Genomic DNA, 14902 nt, shown 5'->3' with positions numbered 1-14902 from the left:
ATACCGGGCGCACGTATTTTTATGCGCCTGCGAGCGCAGAGGAGTGAGCCACCGTGGAAAAAGTACGCGAGCAGCAGAGTCGGGACATGATTTTCGCGCTGGACATCGGCACCAGAAGCATCATCGGCATGGTTGGCCGGACAGAGGGCGAGCGGGTGCACATTCTGGCCGTGGAAAAACTGGAGCACAGCAAGCGCGCCATGATGGACGGTCAAATTGAGGACATTGCTCAGGTGGGAAAGGTCGCCGCCGAGGTGACTGCCCGGCTGGAAGCCCGGCTGGACTGCAAGCTGACGCAGGTTTGCATTGCCGCTGCTGGACGGGCTTTGCACACAGAGGCGGGCCACTTTGAGCTGGAGCTGCCGGAGGTTCGCCGCATCGGAGAGGACCTCATCGGTCAGCTCGAGGCGGGGGCCGTTTCCGCCGCGGAGTCCAACCTGAACAAGAACGACCAGCGGCTGGGCCGGTTTTATCTGGTGGGATACACTGTCTCCCAGTATCTTGTGGACAGCTATCCCCTTTCCATTTTGCGGGGCCACAACGGACAAAAACTGGAATGTGACGTGGTGGCAACCTTCCTGCCCTCCGAGGTGGTGGACAGCCTGTATTCCGCCATGCAGACGGCGGGTCTGGAGGTGGTCAGCCTGACGCTGGAACCCATTGCCGCCATTAACGCCGCCATTCCGCCGGAGCTGCGGCTTTTGAATCTGGTGATGGCGGACATCGGGGCAGGTACCTCGGACATTGCCGCCTGCCGGGATGGCAGCGTGGTGGGCTATACCATGGCCACCGTGGCGGGCGACGAAATTACTGAAGCCATTATGCGGGCCTTTCTCACCGACTTTTCTACGGCGGAGCGCCTGAAAGCAGAAGCGGCCCGGCGGGAAACCCTGCGCTTTACCGACATTTTGGGTTTGGAGCAGGAGCTTCCCTCCTCTGCTGTGAAAGAAGTGATTATCCCGGCGGAAGGCCAGCTTGCGGACGAGCTGGCCCGCCGCATCCGGGAAATTAACGGCGGTGCGCCCTCAGCGGTATTTTTGGCGGGCGGCGGCAGCAAGCTGGAGGGACTGCCGCAGGCAGTGGCTTCCGCGCTGGAAATGGACCCCCGGCGGGTAAGCGTGGCCGGGTCTAATTTTAAAATGAGCGCCTTTTCAGACACTGAGGAGCTGAACGACCCGGAATACACCACGCCTCTGGGCATCGCCGTCTCCGCCGGTCTGGGCTTGATTTCAGACAGCTACCGTGTTTCTCTCAACGGTCATCCTGCCAAGCTTTTCCGCAGCGGCGCTTTAACCGCGCTGGACGTTTTGCAGATGAACGGATACAACTACGCCGACCTGATCGGCCGGACCGGTTCCTCTCTCGCCGTTACCATTGACGGACAGCGGACCCTGTACCGGGGCGAGCCTGCGGAGCCGTCCTCTTTGCAAATCAACGGAACGGAGCTTCCGCCCTCCACAGTGATTCAGGCGGCGGACTCTATTGAGTTTACCCCCGCCCGCTCAGGAAAAGCGGGTCAACGAACCATTGCCGAGGCGCTGGGCGGTGAGGCCGCCGCGGCCGTTTGCCTTGTGAACGGAGCACCCGTGGGCCCCGACTATGAGCTGCGTCCGGGAGATGCCGTGGTCACCAACGCCATCGTCCCCGTAAAGGCGACGATATCGGAAGGAACGAACAAAGAAGCGGTTTCTTCTTCTCACGTTGTCGGCGCGGACGCTTCCGCGGACGCTTCCGCGGCCTCTTCGGATTCTTCGGCTCGGGAATGCCTGCTTGCCGACAGCTCAGCGGATAGTCCTCCGGCAGAGGTTGCTTCCGCCGAAAAGCCGGAGGCAGAGCGCGTGCCTGCCCCCCAGCCTTTTGAGGAATTGCTTCCTCCCCGCCTGTTTTTTCTGAACGGAGCCCCGCTGAAACTTCCGGCTAAACCGAAGAACGCGCCCTACTATTTAATGGATTTGCTGGAGCATGCGGGTCTTGATTTTGAGCATCTGGATCGACCCGTGACACTGCGGGTCAACGGGGAGAGCAGCTCGTTTATGCGCGTACTGGCAGACGGAGACCGCATGAGTATCCAGATGGAGGAACCCCGCGCCTAAAGCGCGGTGAAACGGAGGATTGGGCTATGCAGAGATACATTGCCCGGCAGGCCATTTTCGACCGCAATCTGCGGGTAGAGGGCTATGAGCTGCTTTACCGCGCGGGCGACGGAGAGGACCGGGCCTCGTTTGCGGACGGGGACCGGGCCACCCGCATCCTTCTGTCCGACGCATTGATGGCCTTTGGTCTGAACAATCTGACCGATGGGCGGGGCGCATACGTCAATTTTACGGAGTCTCTGGTGATGAGTGACTTTGTGCTGCTGACGGACCCCCGAAAAATTACGATAGAGCTGTTGGAGAGCATTCATGTGACGGACAAACTGATCAGGCGTTTGAAGGATCTGAAAAGCCGCGGCTACCGTTTGGCACTGGACGACTACACCGGCGACCCGGTCTTTGACCCCATTCTTCCGCTGATTGACGTGCTGAAGGTGGATTTTCTGGCCACCAGTGAAGAAAAGCAGGAGGAAATCGCCCGAAAATATCGCCGTGGCCGCATGGCTCTGTTGGCTGAAAAGGTAGAAGACCGGGAAACCTATGAACGAGCTCTGCGTCAGGGTTACAGCAAGTTTCAGGGGTTTTTCTTTCAGCGGCCCACAAATCTGCGCAAGGAGACGGCAAATATCAACTCCGCCACCTATACGCGTCTTTTGCGGGAGCTGAACCGGACCGACGTGGATTTGCGCTACTGCTCGGAGATGATTCGCTCCGACGCAGCGCTAACCTTTCGCCTGCTGAAAAAAGTGCGGACACTGCAATACTATCGGGGCAACTCTCTTGAGGTGATTGAGCGGGCCGTGACCTATCTGGGGATTGACGAACTGTACCACTGGGTGGTTCTGCTGCTGGCCCGGGAGTCCAACACCACCTGCTCGGACGAGACGGTGCGCGAGGCATATCTTCGCGGAATTTTTATGGAGCGGCTGATAGAACACTCTTCCCACAGCCAGAAGAAAACCTCGGGCTTTCTCACAGGGATGTTCAGTCTGATGGACCTCATTCTGGGTCGGCCCATGGCGGACCTGCTGGGGGAGGTTCATCTCCCGGCGGAAACCAAAAAAGTCCTGTTGGGTGAAGACGCAGGTCCTTTAAAGACGTATCTTGAATACGCCGTTTCCTATGAGCAGAGAACGCCGATGGAGCCGCCTGCGCTGGACGTGGACGCCTATGAGGTAATGGACATCTACATGCAGTGCATCAGAGACACGGACTGGGCCTTCCGCAGCGATTCGTAAGTGAGCGGAGCTGTGGGCCCCTCTTGAACAAACAGAAGCGAGGCAAATATATGTTAAAACAAAGGCGCGTTTTGATTCCTCTGGCCCTGGCCGCCGCCGTGTGCTTGGGGACAGCGGTCTATCTGTTGATTTTTCGAAACGCAGCGGCACTGGAGCCGCCGGAAGAATATGCGCTGGGCGAAGACACAGTGGAATCCCTCAGTTCCGTACTGGGCCGGGAAAACAGCGGCGAGCTGACGGACATGGAAACGCCGGACACGGCGGACGCAGCCGCATCCTCTGGGGCGGGAAGCATTCCGGTCGAGGCGTATTACTATACCTATCAAAAGCTGGAAACCGGCGGAGAGAGCGTGCGCCAGTATGTGGAGCGGCTGACGGCGGAGGAGGGCGGCTTTCGGATTGTGGATGAGAATGGCGCCGTGACAGACCCACCCAACTACGCCGACGAGGAGGGGCTTGTGTCTCTGGCGAAGGCCGCGTCCGAGGACGGGTGGCTTTTGCGGATGGACATTTCCTGGACCGCTGAAAACTGCCAGATTACCCTCACCCGCCCGGAGGGGACCGTGAGCGAGGCGAAAACGGAAAAGGAACCGATGACCTATGTGGAAGCGGTGGATTTTCTTAAATCCCTCTCCCCCGCCAAACTGGGTCTGGAGGCGGAAAGCCTGCGGGACTACTCCGTGTACCCCATGGACGGCGCGGTGCTGGTGGACGGCATTCTGTGCCTGAAGCTTCAGGTTTATCTCCCGCATGAAGCGGGGCAGGCAAACGTGATCGCGGGCACCTATCTCCTCTCCGGCGACAAGACGCATCTCTACCTGCTGGAGGACGGAGCAGTGCGCTCTCTTCCCCTTTAATAGGAAGCACCGCCCGAAAAACCACTGGTTTTCCGGGCGGTTTTTGTTCCAAGGGTTTGTGGGCTTGCTTTTCCAAACAGCCTGTGATATACTGAACAAAACCGCAAATCAAAAAGCTGCGGAAACTGAATAATAAAGAACCGTCGTTGCATTGCAAGGAAGGGCTTTTGAGTATTTTTTACTGTGAGGTAAGTGATATGGAGAGAGCTCCTTCTGTTTTTTTGCATCCTGACATCAACCAACCCCGTACCGACCGGCTGATTAGCTGGCTGGAAAATCCCGCCGTCACACGCTATCTGAACGAGGACCGGAGCATCACCTCCCGTCTGCGGGAGACACCTGACCCGGTGTTTCTCACCTGTCAGCTCAACCGGCAGGGCCGATTTTTCTTTGTCTGCCGGGAAGAGGACCCGGAGCCCATCGGCTTTGTCCGTCTGGCGGAACTGAAAAAGAACGACGCTTATGAGCTGGTGGTGGCCATCGGACGGCAGACCCTCTGGGGAAACGGATATGGTACGCAGGCCATTATCCGGTGTCTGGAAACCGCGTTTTTTCAACGGCGGGCCAACACCGTTGCCGCCAACGTGCACGCGGACAATCTGCGTTCTCTTCGGGCTTTTGAAAAGGTGGGAATGCGGCGTGTCTCCCAAGGCTGCGGCTATGTCCACTTTCTTCTCTCGAGGGATGAGTTTTTAAACCAGCGGATGGCTTAGTCGCAAACTGCGCTTTGTTTGCTTCCGGCTGTGCCGAAAGCAAATGCCGCTGCGTTGCGCCTGCGCCTTCGCGGAAACCTCCGGTTTCCGCGAGTGGGACAGACGGGGGATAAAAATTTGAAAATATATGCCCGGAAGGCCGTTGGCCTTCCGGGCATTTTTGCGCGATAACGTTTTTATTTTACCGCCAGAGCAAAGCTGTTATCCACCAGCTCGTCGAAATTCACCCAGTCCTCGCGGGCCAGCTCTCCGGCAGTTTCCATCACCAGCTCCAGCCGCTCCAGCGCGGACTTTTCCATCACGGGTGTGGCGTTCCATGCGTCGATGTCCTTATAGCGCTGGGCCACTTTTGTCAGCACTTCCACGCCTGTGTCGGGGAACTGATCGGCAATGGCCTCGGCAATCTCGGCGGCAGAATGCTCCTGCACCCATGTCTGCCCCTTGGCAACGGCGTTGGTAAACCGCTGAATCACATCGGGATTTTTCTCCATGTACCCCTGAGAGGCGAAGTATGCAGTGTAGGGAATCTCTCCGCTTTCCTGACCAATGGAAGTGAGAATTACGCCCTTCCCGGCGGCCTCCACCTCTGTGGCGGTAGGCTCAAACAACGTGACATAATCCCCGTTTCCGCCGGTGAAAGCACCCGCCATCATGTTGAACTGCACAGAGGTATCCACCACCGCGTCCACATGGGGAATCACACCGTTTTGACGCATGACATATTCAAGTGTCATTTCCGGCATTCCACCGGCGCGTCCGCCGATAATGGTTTTCCCCTTCAAGTCGGCCCAGTTAAAGGGAACGTTTTCCCGGCCCACCAGGAAAGAGCCGTCCCGCTTTGTCAACTGGGCAAAGACTTTGGGATAATCGGTTTTCCCCTGATTGTATACGTAAACGCAGGCCTCCGGCCCGGCTAGGCCGATGTCGCTCTGTCCCGACAGAACGGCGGTCATCACCTTGTCGGCCCCACCGCCGTTGGTCAACTCCACATCTAGCCCTTCGTCAGCAAAAAATCCCAGCTTCAGGGCGGCATATTGGGGCGCGTAGAACACGGAATGGGTCACTTCGTTCAGTTGTACGGTAACGGTCTCCTGCGTTTCGGTTTTTCCGCAGGCGCACAGGGACGCCGTGATGGCAACGGCGCAGAGCAGGGCAAACAGTTTTTTCATGCGATCACTCCTAAACGTTTCTTTAAAAATTTTTCCAGCCACAGCACGATTCGGTACATCACCACCGCCGCCGCCGCCAGGACCAGCACGGAGGCCATTACCAAATCCATGTTAAACACTTGGGAACCATACACAATTAGGTACCCAAGCCCGGCTTTGGAAACCAAAAATTCGCCCATCACAACGCCCACCCACGAAAGGCCCACATTGACCCGCAGGGTGTTGAACAGCGTAGGGAGATTGGAGGGCAGCACCAGTTTTCGTAAAATCTGCCCCCGGCTTGCCCCCATGGACTTCAAGAGGCGGAGCTTTTCCCCGTCGGTGGAGATAAAACCCGCCAGCATGTTGAGAATTGTGACAATCAAGGAGATTGCAAGAGTCATGGCAATGATACTTGATGTTCCCGCGCCGATCCAGACAATGAAAATCGGCCCCAGAGCGGTTTTGGGCAAGGCGTTGAGCACCACCAGATACGGCTCCAGCACGCGGGAGAGAAAATCGCTCCACCACAGAAGTACCGCAACCAGCGTGCCGGTGAGCGTCCCCAAAATAAACCCCGCTGCCGTTTCCGCGCAGGAGGTCCACAGATGTACCCACAGGTCCCCGCTTTGATACAGCACGGACACTGTTTTTGCCACGCGGAACGGAGAGCTGAAAATAAACGCGTCAATCCACCCCAGCCGGGCGGAGACTTCCCATAGAATCAGGAAGAACAGCAGCAAAAAAATCTGCACCGCCCGCACCGCGGACCGCTGCCGCTTTTGGCGGCGCAGCCATGCCAGCCGCCGGGGAGAGGGAGTTAAATCAGGCATTGAAATCCAACTCCTTCCAGATGGCGTTGAAAAACCCCCGGAATTCCGGCGCGTCCCGCCGTTCCATGGGCTTTAAATTCCGCAGCGCCCCCAGATCGTGAACGGACTTCACCACGGCGGGACGGCGGCTCAAGACCACCACCCGGTCGGAAAGACTGATGGCCTCGGATATGTCGTGTGTAACCAGAAGGGCGGTTTTCCCCTCCTGTCGGATAATGTCGTGAATATCTGCGGAAACAGACAGCCGCGTCTGATAATCCAGCGCGGAAAAGGGTTCGTCCAGCAGAAGCATTTTCGGCCCTGCGGCCATGGTGCGAATCAGGGCGCAGCGCTGGCGCATCCCCCCGGAAAGCTGGGAGGGCCGCTTGTTGATAAACGCCCCCAGTCCGTACTGCTCCAAAAGTCCCCGGACGCGTTCATATTGCTCCGGGTCTCGTTCGCCCCGCAGCTCCAGTCCCAGCGTCACGTTGCCCCACACGGTGCGCCACTCGAAAAGTTGGTCCCGCTGGGGCATTAGCCCCACCTGCTCCGAGGGGGCGACCACGGATTTTCCGTCTATTAAAATTCTTCCGGAGGTAGGCGGTTCCAGCCCGCCGATCAGGCTCAGCAGCGTGGACTTGCCGCACCCGGAGGGGCCGACGAGACCCAGAAACTCTCCCTCCTCCAGCTCAAACGACACATCCCGCAGCGCCTCAATTTCTCCGTCGATTGCTTGATAGGTCAGCGCCACGTGCTCAAGAGCGATCGTCATGGCAGAATCCTCCTTTACCCACCGGGCGCGCCTTCCGCGCTCCCGTCCTGATATCGTATGCGGAGGGTTCTTAGGCGGTGCGAAATGCGGAATTGGGCGAAACCAGAAAATTTTCTGAAAATCCCCTTATGTTTTGGAAAAAGCGGACGATATATGGGATACAAGGGTAAAATCCCCTGTGCGGCCGCCAAAGGCTTCATGAGGCCTCTGAAGCCGGAAGCGCCGCCTATAAAAAAGGGCAGGGAAAGGATTCCCGCCCCTAAAATACATGGAGGTAACAATTATGCGTATCCAACACAATATCATGTCCATGAACGCCTATCGCAACTTCTCCAGCAACACCGGCGCTCTGAGCAAGAACCTTGAGAAGCTGTCTTCCGGCTATCGGATCAACCGCGCTGGCGATGACGCCGCCGGTCTTGCCATTTCCGAGAAAATGCGGGCACAGATCTCCGGTCTGGAGCAGGCCCAGTCCAACGCCAAGAGCGGCATCAACCTGGTGCAGACCGCAGAAGGCGCGCTGACCGAGGTTCACTCCATGCTCAACCGTATGGTGACTCTGGCCGACCAGTCCGCCAACGGTACTTATGACAACGAGACTGACCGGGCAAACCTCCAGAAGGAAGTTTCCCAGCTGACCTCCGAAATCGACCGTATTGCCGACAGCTCCAACTTCAACGGCATCAAGCTGCTGGACGGCTCTTTGGGCGGCAAGGCCGATGTTTCCAACAATGTGACGCTGACTGACACCAAGGTCACCACCTCCAAGACAACCAGCGCAGCCTTTACCGCTGGTACAGGTACTCTGGCAGCAGGTGATACGTTCTCCTACACCGTTGCTTGGAAAGAAGGCGATGCTGAGAAGTCCGCCACGGTTTCTTTCAAGGCAAATTCCGGCTCGGAGTTTGAAGCTGCCGATGGCACAAAGTATACTGCTGCGGACCCCGCAACGGCAGCAAATATTAGCGAGGCCGTGCTTGCAGAACTGAAGAAGAACAGCGACCTCAGCGCGTCTTTTGACGTCTCCCTTGCTTCCGACAAGCTGTCCTTCACCAGCAAGGAAACCGGCACGGACGGTGCTCAGATTACCGCTCTCGGCATGACTTCCAGTTCCGCGAAGGTTACCACCGCTGGCGGCGCTATCGGCGTGGCTGCCGGCGATGTCGTAGTCGGCAAGGACGCTATGCAGAAGCTGGATACCAGCAAGTTCACCGTCATTACCAAGACCGGTGCGACTGCTGCGGATGTTGCCACTGCGGAAGATCTGGAAAAGGCCACCTTTGAAGTCAACGGCAAGAAGTTCCTGCTGGCGGCTGATACCACTACGGAGAAGGGTCTTGCAAACCTCGGCTCCGACGTGACCGTGATCAAACTGGATGGTGCCAGCTATACTGCCGCAGACGATGCCGAAAACGTTGCCAGAACCATCAGCCGTGTCAGCGGAAAGTCCTTTGAGGTTGCCTCAGCTACCGACGCTGGTGCTGACATTACTACTGGCGACATTCTCTTCAAGGGCGAAACTGCCCTGAAGACCTCCGGTCAAGCGCTGACTCTCCAGATTGGTGACACCGCCGAGGCGTTTAACCAGTTGACCGTCTCCGTGGGCGATATGCACGCCAAGTCTCTGGGAATCGGCGGCATCGACATTTCTACGCAGGACGGCGCTTCTGCCGCCATTGAGAAGCTGAAGAGCGCCATCAACAGCGTTTCTTCCACCCGTGGTAATCTGGGCGCTCTGCAGAACCGTCTGGACCACACCATCAACAACCTGGGCGTCATGACCGAGAACATCCAGGATGCCGAGTCCACCGTCCGCGACGTGGATGTGGCCAAGGAGATGATGTCCTACACCAAGAACAACATCCTGGTGCAGTCTGCTCAGGCCATGCTGGCGCAGGCCAACCAGGTTCCTCAGGGCGTGCTGCAGTTGCTGCAGTAAATCGTCGGAGCAAAGTCCATTTCGCTCTGTTTCCGCCTTGGGGCGAAAACGTCGCTTCATTCCCTTGCTCCTCCTCTTCCCGCGAAAGCGCTTTCGCGGGATAGGGAGACGGGGGCGCGTCCGAAGAAAATACTTCGTATTTTCCACCGAGGGGACGAGGGCTGCGAGACAAGCAAGAAAAAGCTCCCGCCGCGTATGCGGCGGGAGCTTCTTGTACAAAATGAAAAACGGGCGCTGCCACAAGCAGTCGTTTGATATGTCGATAAAAGCGCTCCTCTCCTGCTTAATTGCAGAAAAGGAGCGCTTTTCATGTTTTCAAATGCTGGCTCAGCCGTCGTCCGGGCGAGGATTGGTCACCTGCGTCCAGATGCTGTTCACGTCGTCCACACAGGCAAAATAAGTCCCCGTGAGCAGGTTCGCCGGGATGCCCAGTGCCTCTGTGGCGGCAGCAACACCATTCCAGTCCGCCCGCTCATAGCATAGTGCCAGCTCAAAAAGCTGACCCGCTCTGCCCTCGCGGTGCAGCAGCGCGGCCTTGACAGCCTCCGGAACCGGAATCTCCTCCAATATTTCCTCCATGGGCGCATCAATCAGATAGTGCAGCGTGGAGAACATACCCATAAGGTATGCGTCGGAGGTGGAAATGGTCATGCCGGTGGCATACTTCATCAGCTTGCTGCAAAAGGTGCCCCGCAGGAGGGACAGCTTCAAAAATTCCTCCGCGTCGGCGTCCATCTCGTTCTCTGCGTTGTTGGCGCTGAGAAGATAGACCCACTGGCGAAGCTGGTTCAGCCCCACTGTCATGATGGCCTGACGCACGGTGGTGGCCCGGTTGCGGCGAGCAAAGTAGCAGGAGTTGGCCAGCCGCAGCAGCGCATAGCTCAATGTGGCGTCCACGGAGATCAGCTCTTCCACCTCGCCAATCTCAGGCTCCTCCCGACTCATTGCCACAATCAGGCGAAAGAAGTTGCTTTGCAGATAGCCGCTGTTGTGAATTTTGGTGGCCAGCTTCTCAGCCACGCGGGTGCCCTCCATGGCGTCCACGCCCAGCTCTTCCGCCTTGGCGTACAGCTCTTCCGTGTCCACATTGGTGGCAATGCACAGTTTTTTCAGGCTGTGGGCAATCTCGATGATATTTTTGAGCTTCTCTTCGCTGGTGGTGGCAAAATTCAGCTTTAGATAGTCGATTGTGTCAAGCAATGCCAGATATCGGGGCAAAAACTGAAACTCGTTCACCGCGATTCGATAGCCCTTGGCTGCATATTCATGCACAGCGGCCAGCGCCGCCGGATGAATGATCACGCTGTCGTCAATCTGAATCACCAGCTCCGACCGGTCGAACAGGTCCGGCGTTTTTTTCAGCAGCAGCGTGGCCGTGAAGGTCATAAAGTAAAACGAGCCCTTCAAAAGCTTGTCGGTGTTCTGAATCAGGAAGTTATACACCGTGTCCGCAGCGGCAAATTCCTTGTCACTCATCAGCCCACAGAATGCCTGATTTTCTCCGTGGTACAAAATCTCGTAGCCGATGGACTGCTTCTGAGCGTTACGGATGGGCTGGCGGACGATGTATTTGTTCTTATTTCGGTCCTTTCTCATTCCCACTCATCGCTTTCATACTTTTTCCGTCGGGGCCGCCTTGCTCAAAAGCTGGTCCATGACGGATACCAGATGTCCGATTTCAGGTTTGGAAAGCTGCTCGTCCGCGCCCACCTGCTTGCCCTTAATCCTCATTTCCTCGGAAATCAGGGAGGAGAACAGCACCACGGGAATTTTCCGCAGAAGCTGATCGTCCTTGATGAGCTTTGTGAGGTGATGCCCGTCCATTTGGGGCATTTCGATATCGGTGATGACCATGGCCACCTCGTCCGGTGCGGTTCTCCGTGACTTCATCTGTATCAGCTCGTCCCACAGCTCCTGTCCGTTGGGATAGGCGTGCAGATTCGTATAGCCCGCCTTGCCCAGCGCTTCCCGAATCATCTGGCTCAAAAGCAGGGAGTCCTCCGCAAGGTAAATAGGCCGGTCGCTGCGAATCCGTGGCCCCATCCGGTCAATTTCACCGACTTGAATGGAAGTTTCCGGGGCAATCTCGGCCACAATCTTTTCAAAGTCCAGAATCGTCACCAAGTCGTCGCCGCACTGGGCGATACCGGTGGCCACGCCATCCGCGCCGCCGGAAATGGTCTTGTCCGGCTTTTGAATGTCCCGCCAGGAAATACGGCTGATGCCCACCACGCTGTGGACCCGGAAAGCAACGTACATCATGTTGAAATTCGTGACGATAAACAAGTCCTTGCCCTGCTTCTCCACGTCCGTGTCCACCAGAAACCTCGGCAGGTTAATGACCGTAATCACCTGATCCCTCGGCTTAAAAATACCCTCCACCGCCGGGTGAACGTGAGGCATGGACTTCACCGGCGCGGACAGCATAATCTCCCGGACCTTGGCCACGTTGATGCCGAAGAGATTATCATTGACGGTGAACTCCATAATTTCAATTTCATTGGTTCCCGTTTCCAGCAAAATATTGCTGTTGCTCTGTCCCATAACGTCATTCCTTTCACGGTGCCCGCCCATTTGCCGGAGGAGGCCTCCGGCTCTGCGGGCGTGTCGGTTCCCGGCGCAGCACACTGTTTATTTAATTGGGGAATTCCCCATAAGCCATCGGCTCAGAATTTAATTTCCGGATATCCATAGGATCGAATCGTTCCGCTTCCCGTGGCGCCGTCAAACTCCATGGTGCGGGCGACAGTGCCGCCCACATCTTCCCAGGCGAGCCGAATTTTTTCCATCTTCAGAATCTGACGGACGCTTTCTCCGTTGCGTTGGCCGATATTGCCAAGGCTGCCGCCGGAAACCTCGAACATGCGGGCTCCGCCTGCGATTTTCGCCGTGATGGCGGCCCGGCAGGCGCCCTTCATCTCCATCTCCCGCAGTGCGGCGCGGATGCCGGTATCAGCATATTTAAAGGTGTTTTTCCGCCCGGTTTCCATATTCAACGGCAGCATAATGTGGATCAGCGCCGCCAGACGGCGATTCGGCTCGTACAGACAGATTCCAATGCAGGAGCCCAGCGCATAGGTAATCAGTTTTTCACCGTCCTGCGCCAGTTTCATGTCGGCAATGCCGACAATCAGCTTGTCATTCATCCATTACGCCCAACTTTCGCAGGAGGAAATTCAAAGACCGGATATCCGGCGAGAGCAGCAGCCGACAGGGAACCTGCCTTCCGTCGCACACAAAGTTGCCGCCAATGGTCATGATATAGTCCGACTGGCCGCCGTAGGCCGCCATGGGTACCGTGAGAATCGCGCCCTGCATGTCCACCGCGAAGGCGGGAACCGTCAGCCGGATTGAGATGTCGGCAAGACCGCTGAGGGCGTTGATAAATGTGGAAATCATAATGTTGCCCACCTCCACCAGCGTGGAGATTTCCATTTCCCGCAACATATTGAAATCCGACACAGGCTTTCCCAGCACATTGGACAGCACCAGATTGATGAAATCCATCTGCTGCACAGAGAGCATGATTCCGTTGATTTCGCCGCCAAGCTGGCTCAAAACCCCGGCGGTGATGGCCTCAGGCCCGCCAATCCACTCAATGGCTTCGTTATAGCCCATAATCCGCACCTCCGGCAAAGTGATGCGGACCTCTTTGCCAATCATCTGGGAAAGCGCCGTGGCGGCGTTCCCCGTGCCGATGCTCCCGATCTCCTTGAGCGTATCAATCTCCAGCCCGTTCAAATCCTCGTAACTTTTAATCTCCATGCGACTTCCCTTTCCGCGCCGGAGGCGCACCCTTAGGACCTGAGGTTGTTCACCGTAGTTTCAATTTCATCCGTAACGGTGACCATTTTTAGATTATAACTGAAACTGCGCTGCGCTTCAATGACTTTTGTCATTTGTTCCGCTAAATCAGCGTTGGAAGCTTCCAGTGCACCCTGGCGAACCGCGCCGGTGCCAAAGCGGACCTGACCGTTTTTCTCCACCGGAATATAGCGGTTCTCTCCCATGCGGAGCATCCCGTCGGTATTCACAAAGTCAAACACGCCCACCGGCTGCTTCGCCTCCCGGTCAGTCACCTCCGTCACCGCGCCCTTGTCGTTCAGGACAAACCGGCCCATCCCGTCGGAGAGCATAAACACGGTTTCCATCTCGGGCTGGCCCTCCTCGTCCAGTTCCTGCTCGCCGTCCGCCGAAAGCTTCTGGCGCTGAAACTCAGAGAGGGTAAAGGACCCGTCCCGCGTATAGGACACTTCCCCGCTGGCGGGGTCATAAAGCCCGAAAAAACCGTCGCCGATAATGGCGTAATCCTGTTTCTGTCCGGTTTCGGCCAGTGCGCCGTCTGCAAAGTCCGTTCCCGCCATGGACATCTTCGCGCCGGAGCCACGGGGAAGCTCCGCCCCCTCCGCTCCGGCCACGTTGCCGTACATCAGGGAGGAAAAGCTGGGCTTCTGTGCCTTAAATCCGTATGTATTCACGTTGGCGATGTTGTTCGCCTGCACGTTCATCCGCTGCTGCTGCTGTGCCGCGCCCACCGCGGCGGTATAAAAAGAACTGTTCAAATCCGCTCACCGTCCTTTATACGTTGCCCAAATTGGTTGCCGCCTTGGTCATTAGCTGGTCGTACATCCGGCTTACCTCCGCCGCGCTTTGAAATGCGCGCTGGGCGGTCATCATGCCGGTCATCTGCTGAATAAGGTCCACGTTGGCCCGCTCCTGCGTCTTCCAGAGAACACTAGTTCCGGCCGCGGCCTCTGCGCCGTCGCCGGTGAAATAGCCCTGTGGGTTGCGCTGAAGCTCTGCATTGTCCCCAAAGGAGAAAACGCCCAATTGCGCCACAAGCAGGCCTTCCTCCGTGTAGATTCCGCCTGCGGCATCTCCCTTAATTTTATCAGTCCCCAGAAGAATCTCCTCTCCGTTGGGGTCCAACACCCGGCTCCCGTCCGAAAGGCACAGATAGCCCTCTTCATCCAGCGCAAAATTGCCTGCGCGAGTATAAACCGTCTCGTCCCCGGCGTGAACGGCGAAAAATCCGTCTCCCTGAAGGGCAAAGTCCAGAGGCATCCCCGTCTCTTCCAGCGCACCCTGGGTATAGTCCGTGTAAAGTCGGCTGGGCGCCAGAATATAGCTGGCAGGCCCAATTTCAGCGGAGTTGCGCTTGTCCTTGTTCCCCACCCGGCTGACCACGTATTCCCGGAAGGTGGTGTCGGTATAGGTGTCCGACTTATAGCCGGAGGTGGCGACGTTTGCCATGTTGTTAGAAATCACGTCCAGTCGTTTGCCCTGAGACAGCATGGCGGAGGTCAGGTTGTAAAAGCCCTTGAACATTT

14 protein-coding genes are annotated in these 14902 nt (G+C 57.1%); 5 read left to right on the top strand and 9 right to left on the bottom strand.

Features of this window, described 5'->3' with window-relative positions; all coding sequences use genetic code 11:
• The first annotated feature begins 53 nt into the window (after positions 1-53).
• The 4 genes from RTK01_RS05100 (at position 54) to RTK01_RS05085 (ending at position 4901) form a co-directional block, all read left to right on the top strand.
• Positions 54-2093, top strand: a complete 2040-nt coding sequence (locus RTK01_RS05100) for a cell division FtsA domain-containing protein (RefSeq protein WP_312279934.1) — start codon at positions 54-56, stop codon at positions 2091-2093.
• Between the two features lie 26 nt (positions 2094-2119).
• Entirely contained in the window at positions 2120-3331 is a 1212-nt protein-coding gene (locus RTK01_RS05095) for an HDOD domain-containing protein (protein ID WP_312279933.1), read from the top strand.
• Between the two features lie 50 nt (positions 3332-3381).
• A complete protein-coding gene (locus RTK01_RS05090; protein WP_312279932.1) occupies positions 3382-4188 on the top strand; it encodes a hypothetical protein in 807 nt (268 codons plus the stop codon).
• A 197-nt stretch (positions 4189-4385) separates the two neighbouring features.
• A complete protein-coding gene (locus tag RTK01_RS05085) occupies positions 4386-4901 on the top strand; it encodes a GNAT family protein (protein ID WP_312279931.1) in 516 nt (171 codons plus the stop codon).
• Between the two features lie 176 nt (positions 4902-5077).
• Here RTK01_RS05085 and RTK01_RS05080 read toward each other — a convergent pair whose 3' ends face one another.
• The 3 genes from RTK01_RS05080 to RTK01_RS05070 are packed head-to-tail and all read right to left on the bottom strand — an operon-like array spanning position 5078 to position 7633.
• Positions 5078-6070, bottom strand: coding sequence for an ABC transporter substrate-binding protein (locus RTK01_RS05080; protein ID WP_312279930.1), 993 nt, complete (start codon positions 6068-6070; stop codon positions 5078-5080).
• Positions 6067-6882, bottom strand: coding sequence for an ABC transporter permease (locus tag RTK01_RS05075; protein WP_312279929.1), 816 nt, complete (start codon positions 6880-6882; stop codon positions 6067-6069). The genes RTK01_RS05080 and RTK01_RS05075 overlap by 4 nt, the downstream gene beginning before the upstream one ends.
• Positions 6875-7633, bottom strand: a complete 759-nt coding sequence (locus RTK01_RS05070; RefSeq protein ID WP_294852522.1) for an ABC transporter ATP-binding protein — start codon at positions 7631-7633, stop codon at positions 6875-6877. The genes RTK01_RS05075 and RTK01_RS05070 overlap by 8 nt, the downstream gene beginning before the upstream one ends.
• A gap of 283 nt (positions 7634-7916) precedes the next feature.
• On the opposite strand from RTK01_RS05070, the gene RTK01_RS05065 reads away from it, so the two are divergent.
• On the top strand, positions 7917-9572 hold the full coding sequence (locus tag RTK01_RS05065) for a flagellin (RefSeq protein WP_312279928.1): 1656 nt from the start codon (positions 7917-7919) through the stop codon (positions 9570-9572).
• A 327-nt stretch (positions 9573-9899) separates the two neighbouring features.
• Here RTK01_RS05065 and RTK01_RS05060 read toward each other — a convergent pair whose 3' ends face one another.
• The 6 genes from RTK01_RS05060 to RTK01_RS05035 form a co-directional block, all read right to left on the bottom strand.
• Positions 9900-11168: an HDOD domain-containing protein gene (locus RTK01_RS05060; protein ID WP_312279927.1), complete on the bottom strand. Its 1269-nt coding sequence runs from the start codon at positions 11166-11168 to the stop codon at positions 9900-9902.
• Between the two features lie 15 nt (positions 11169-11183).
• Positions 11184-12116 (bottom strand): chemotaxis protein, encoded by a 933-nt coding sequence (locus RTK01_RS05055; protein ID WP_312279926.1) that lies wholly within the window; start codon positions 12114-12116, stop codon positions 11184-11186.
• Between the two features lie 122 nt (positions 12117-12238).
• Complete coding sequence (locus RTK01_RS05050; protein WP_312279925.1) at positions 12239-12718, bottom strand: chemotaxis protein CheD; 480 nt, start codon at positions 12716-12718, stop codon at positions 12239-12241.
• Entirely contained in the window at positions 12711-13337 is a 627-nt protein-coding gene (locus RTK01_RS05045; protein WP_293010304.1) for a chemotaxis protein CheC, read from the bottom strand. The genes RTK01_RS05050 and RTK01_RS05045 overlap by 8 nt, the downstream gene beginning before the upstream one ends.
• A gap of 32 nt (positions 13338-13369) precedes the next feature.
• Entirely contained in the window at positions 13370-14134 is a 765-nt protein-coding gene (locus tag RTK01_RS05040) for a flagellar hook-basal body protein (RefSeq protein ID WP_312279924.1), read from the bottom strand.
• A gap of 16 nt (positions 14135-14150) precedes the next feature.
• Positions 14151-14900, bottom strand: coding sequence for a flagellar hook-basal body protein (locus tag RTK01_RS05035; RefSeq protein ID WP_312279923.1), 750 nt, complete (start codon positions 14898-14900; stop codon positions 14151-14153).
• Positions 14901-14902 lie beyond the last annotated feature (2 nt).

Source organism: Oscillibacter sp. (assembly GCF_031978065.1).
Lineage (GTDB): Bacteria > Bacillota > Clostridia > Oscillospirales > Oscillospiraceae > Oscillibacter.
This window is presented reverse-complemented; position numbering and strand designations above follow the sequence as displayed.

Excerpts from the sequence above, each read along its gene's own strand:
- RTK01_RS05095 (WP_312279933.1), top strand. The coding sequence starts at position 2,120 with ATGCAGAGATACATTGCCCGGCAGGCCATTTTCGACCGCAATCTGCGG.
- RTK01_RS05090 (WP_312279932.1), top strand. The coding sequence starts at position 3,382 with ATGTTAAAACAAAGGCGCGTTTTGATTCCTCTGGCCCTGGCCGCCGCC.
- RTK01_RS05085 (WP_312279931.1), top strand. The coding sequence starts at position 4,386 with ATGGAGAGAGCTCCTTCTGTTTTTTTGCATCCTGACATCAACCAACCC.
- RTK01_RS05080 (WP_312279930.1), bottom strand. The coding sequence starts at position 6,070 with ATGAAAAAACTGTTTGCCCTGCTCTGCGCCGTTGCCATCACGGCGTCC.
- RTK01_RS05075 (WP_312279929.1), bottom strand. The coding sequence starts at position 6,882 with ATGCCTGATTTAACTCCCTCTCCCCGGCGGCTGGCATGGCTGCGCCGC.
- RTK01_RS05070 (WP_294852522.1), bottom strand. The coding sequence starts at position 7,633 with ATGACGATCGCTCTTGAGCACGTGGCGCTGACCTATCAAGCAATCGAC.
- RTK01_RS05065 (WP_312279928.1), top strand. The coding sequence starts at position 7,917 with ATGCGTATCCAACACAATATCATGTCCATGAACGCCTATCGCAACTTC.
- RTK01_RS05060 (WP_312279927.1), bottom strand. The coding sequence starts at position 11,168 with ATGAGAAAGGACCGAAATAAGAACAAATACATCGTCCGCCAGCCCATC.
- RTK01_RS05055 (WP_312279926.1), bottom strand. The coding sequence starts at position 12,116 with ATGGGACAGAGCAACAGCAATATTTTGCTGGAAACGGGAACCAATGAA.
- RTK01_RS05050 (WP_312279925.1), bottom strand. The coding sequence starts at position 12,718 with ATGAATGACAAGCTGATTGTCGGCATTGCCGACATGAAACTGGCGCAG.
- RTK01_RS05045 (WP_293010304.1), bottom strand. The coding sequence starts at position 13,337 with ATGGAGATTAAAAGTTACGAGGATTTGAACGGGCTGGAGATTGATACG.
- RTK01_RS05035 (WP_312279923.1), bottom strand. The coding sequence starts at position 14,900 with ATGTTCAAGGGCTTTTACAACCTGACCTCCGCCATGCTGTCTCAGGGC.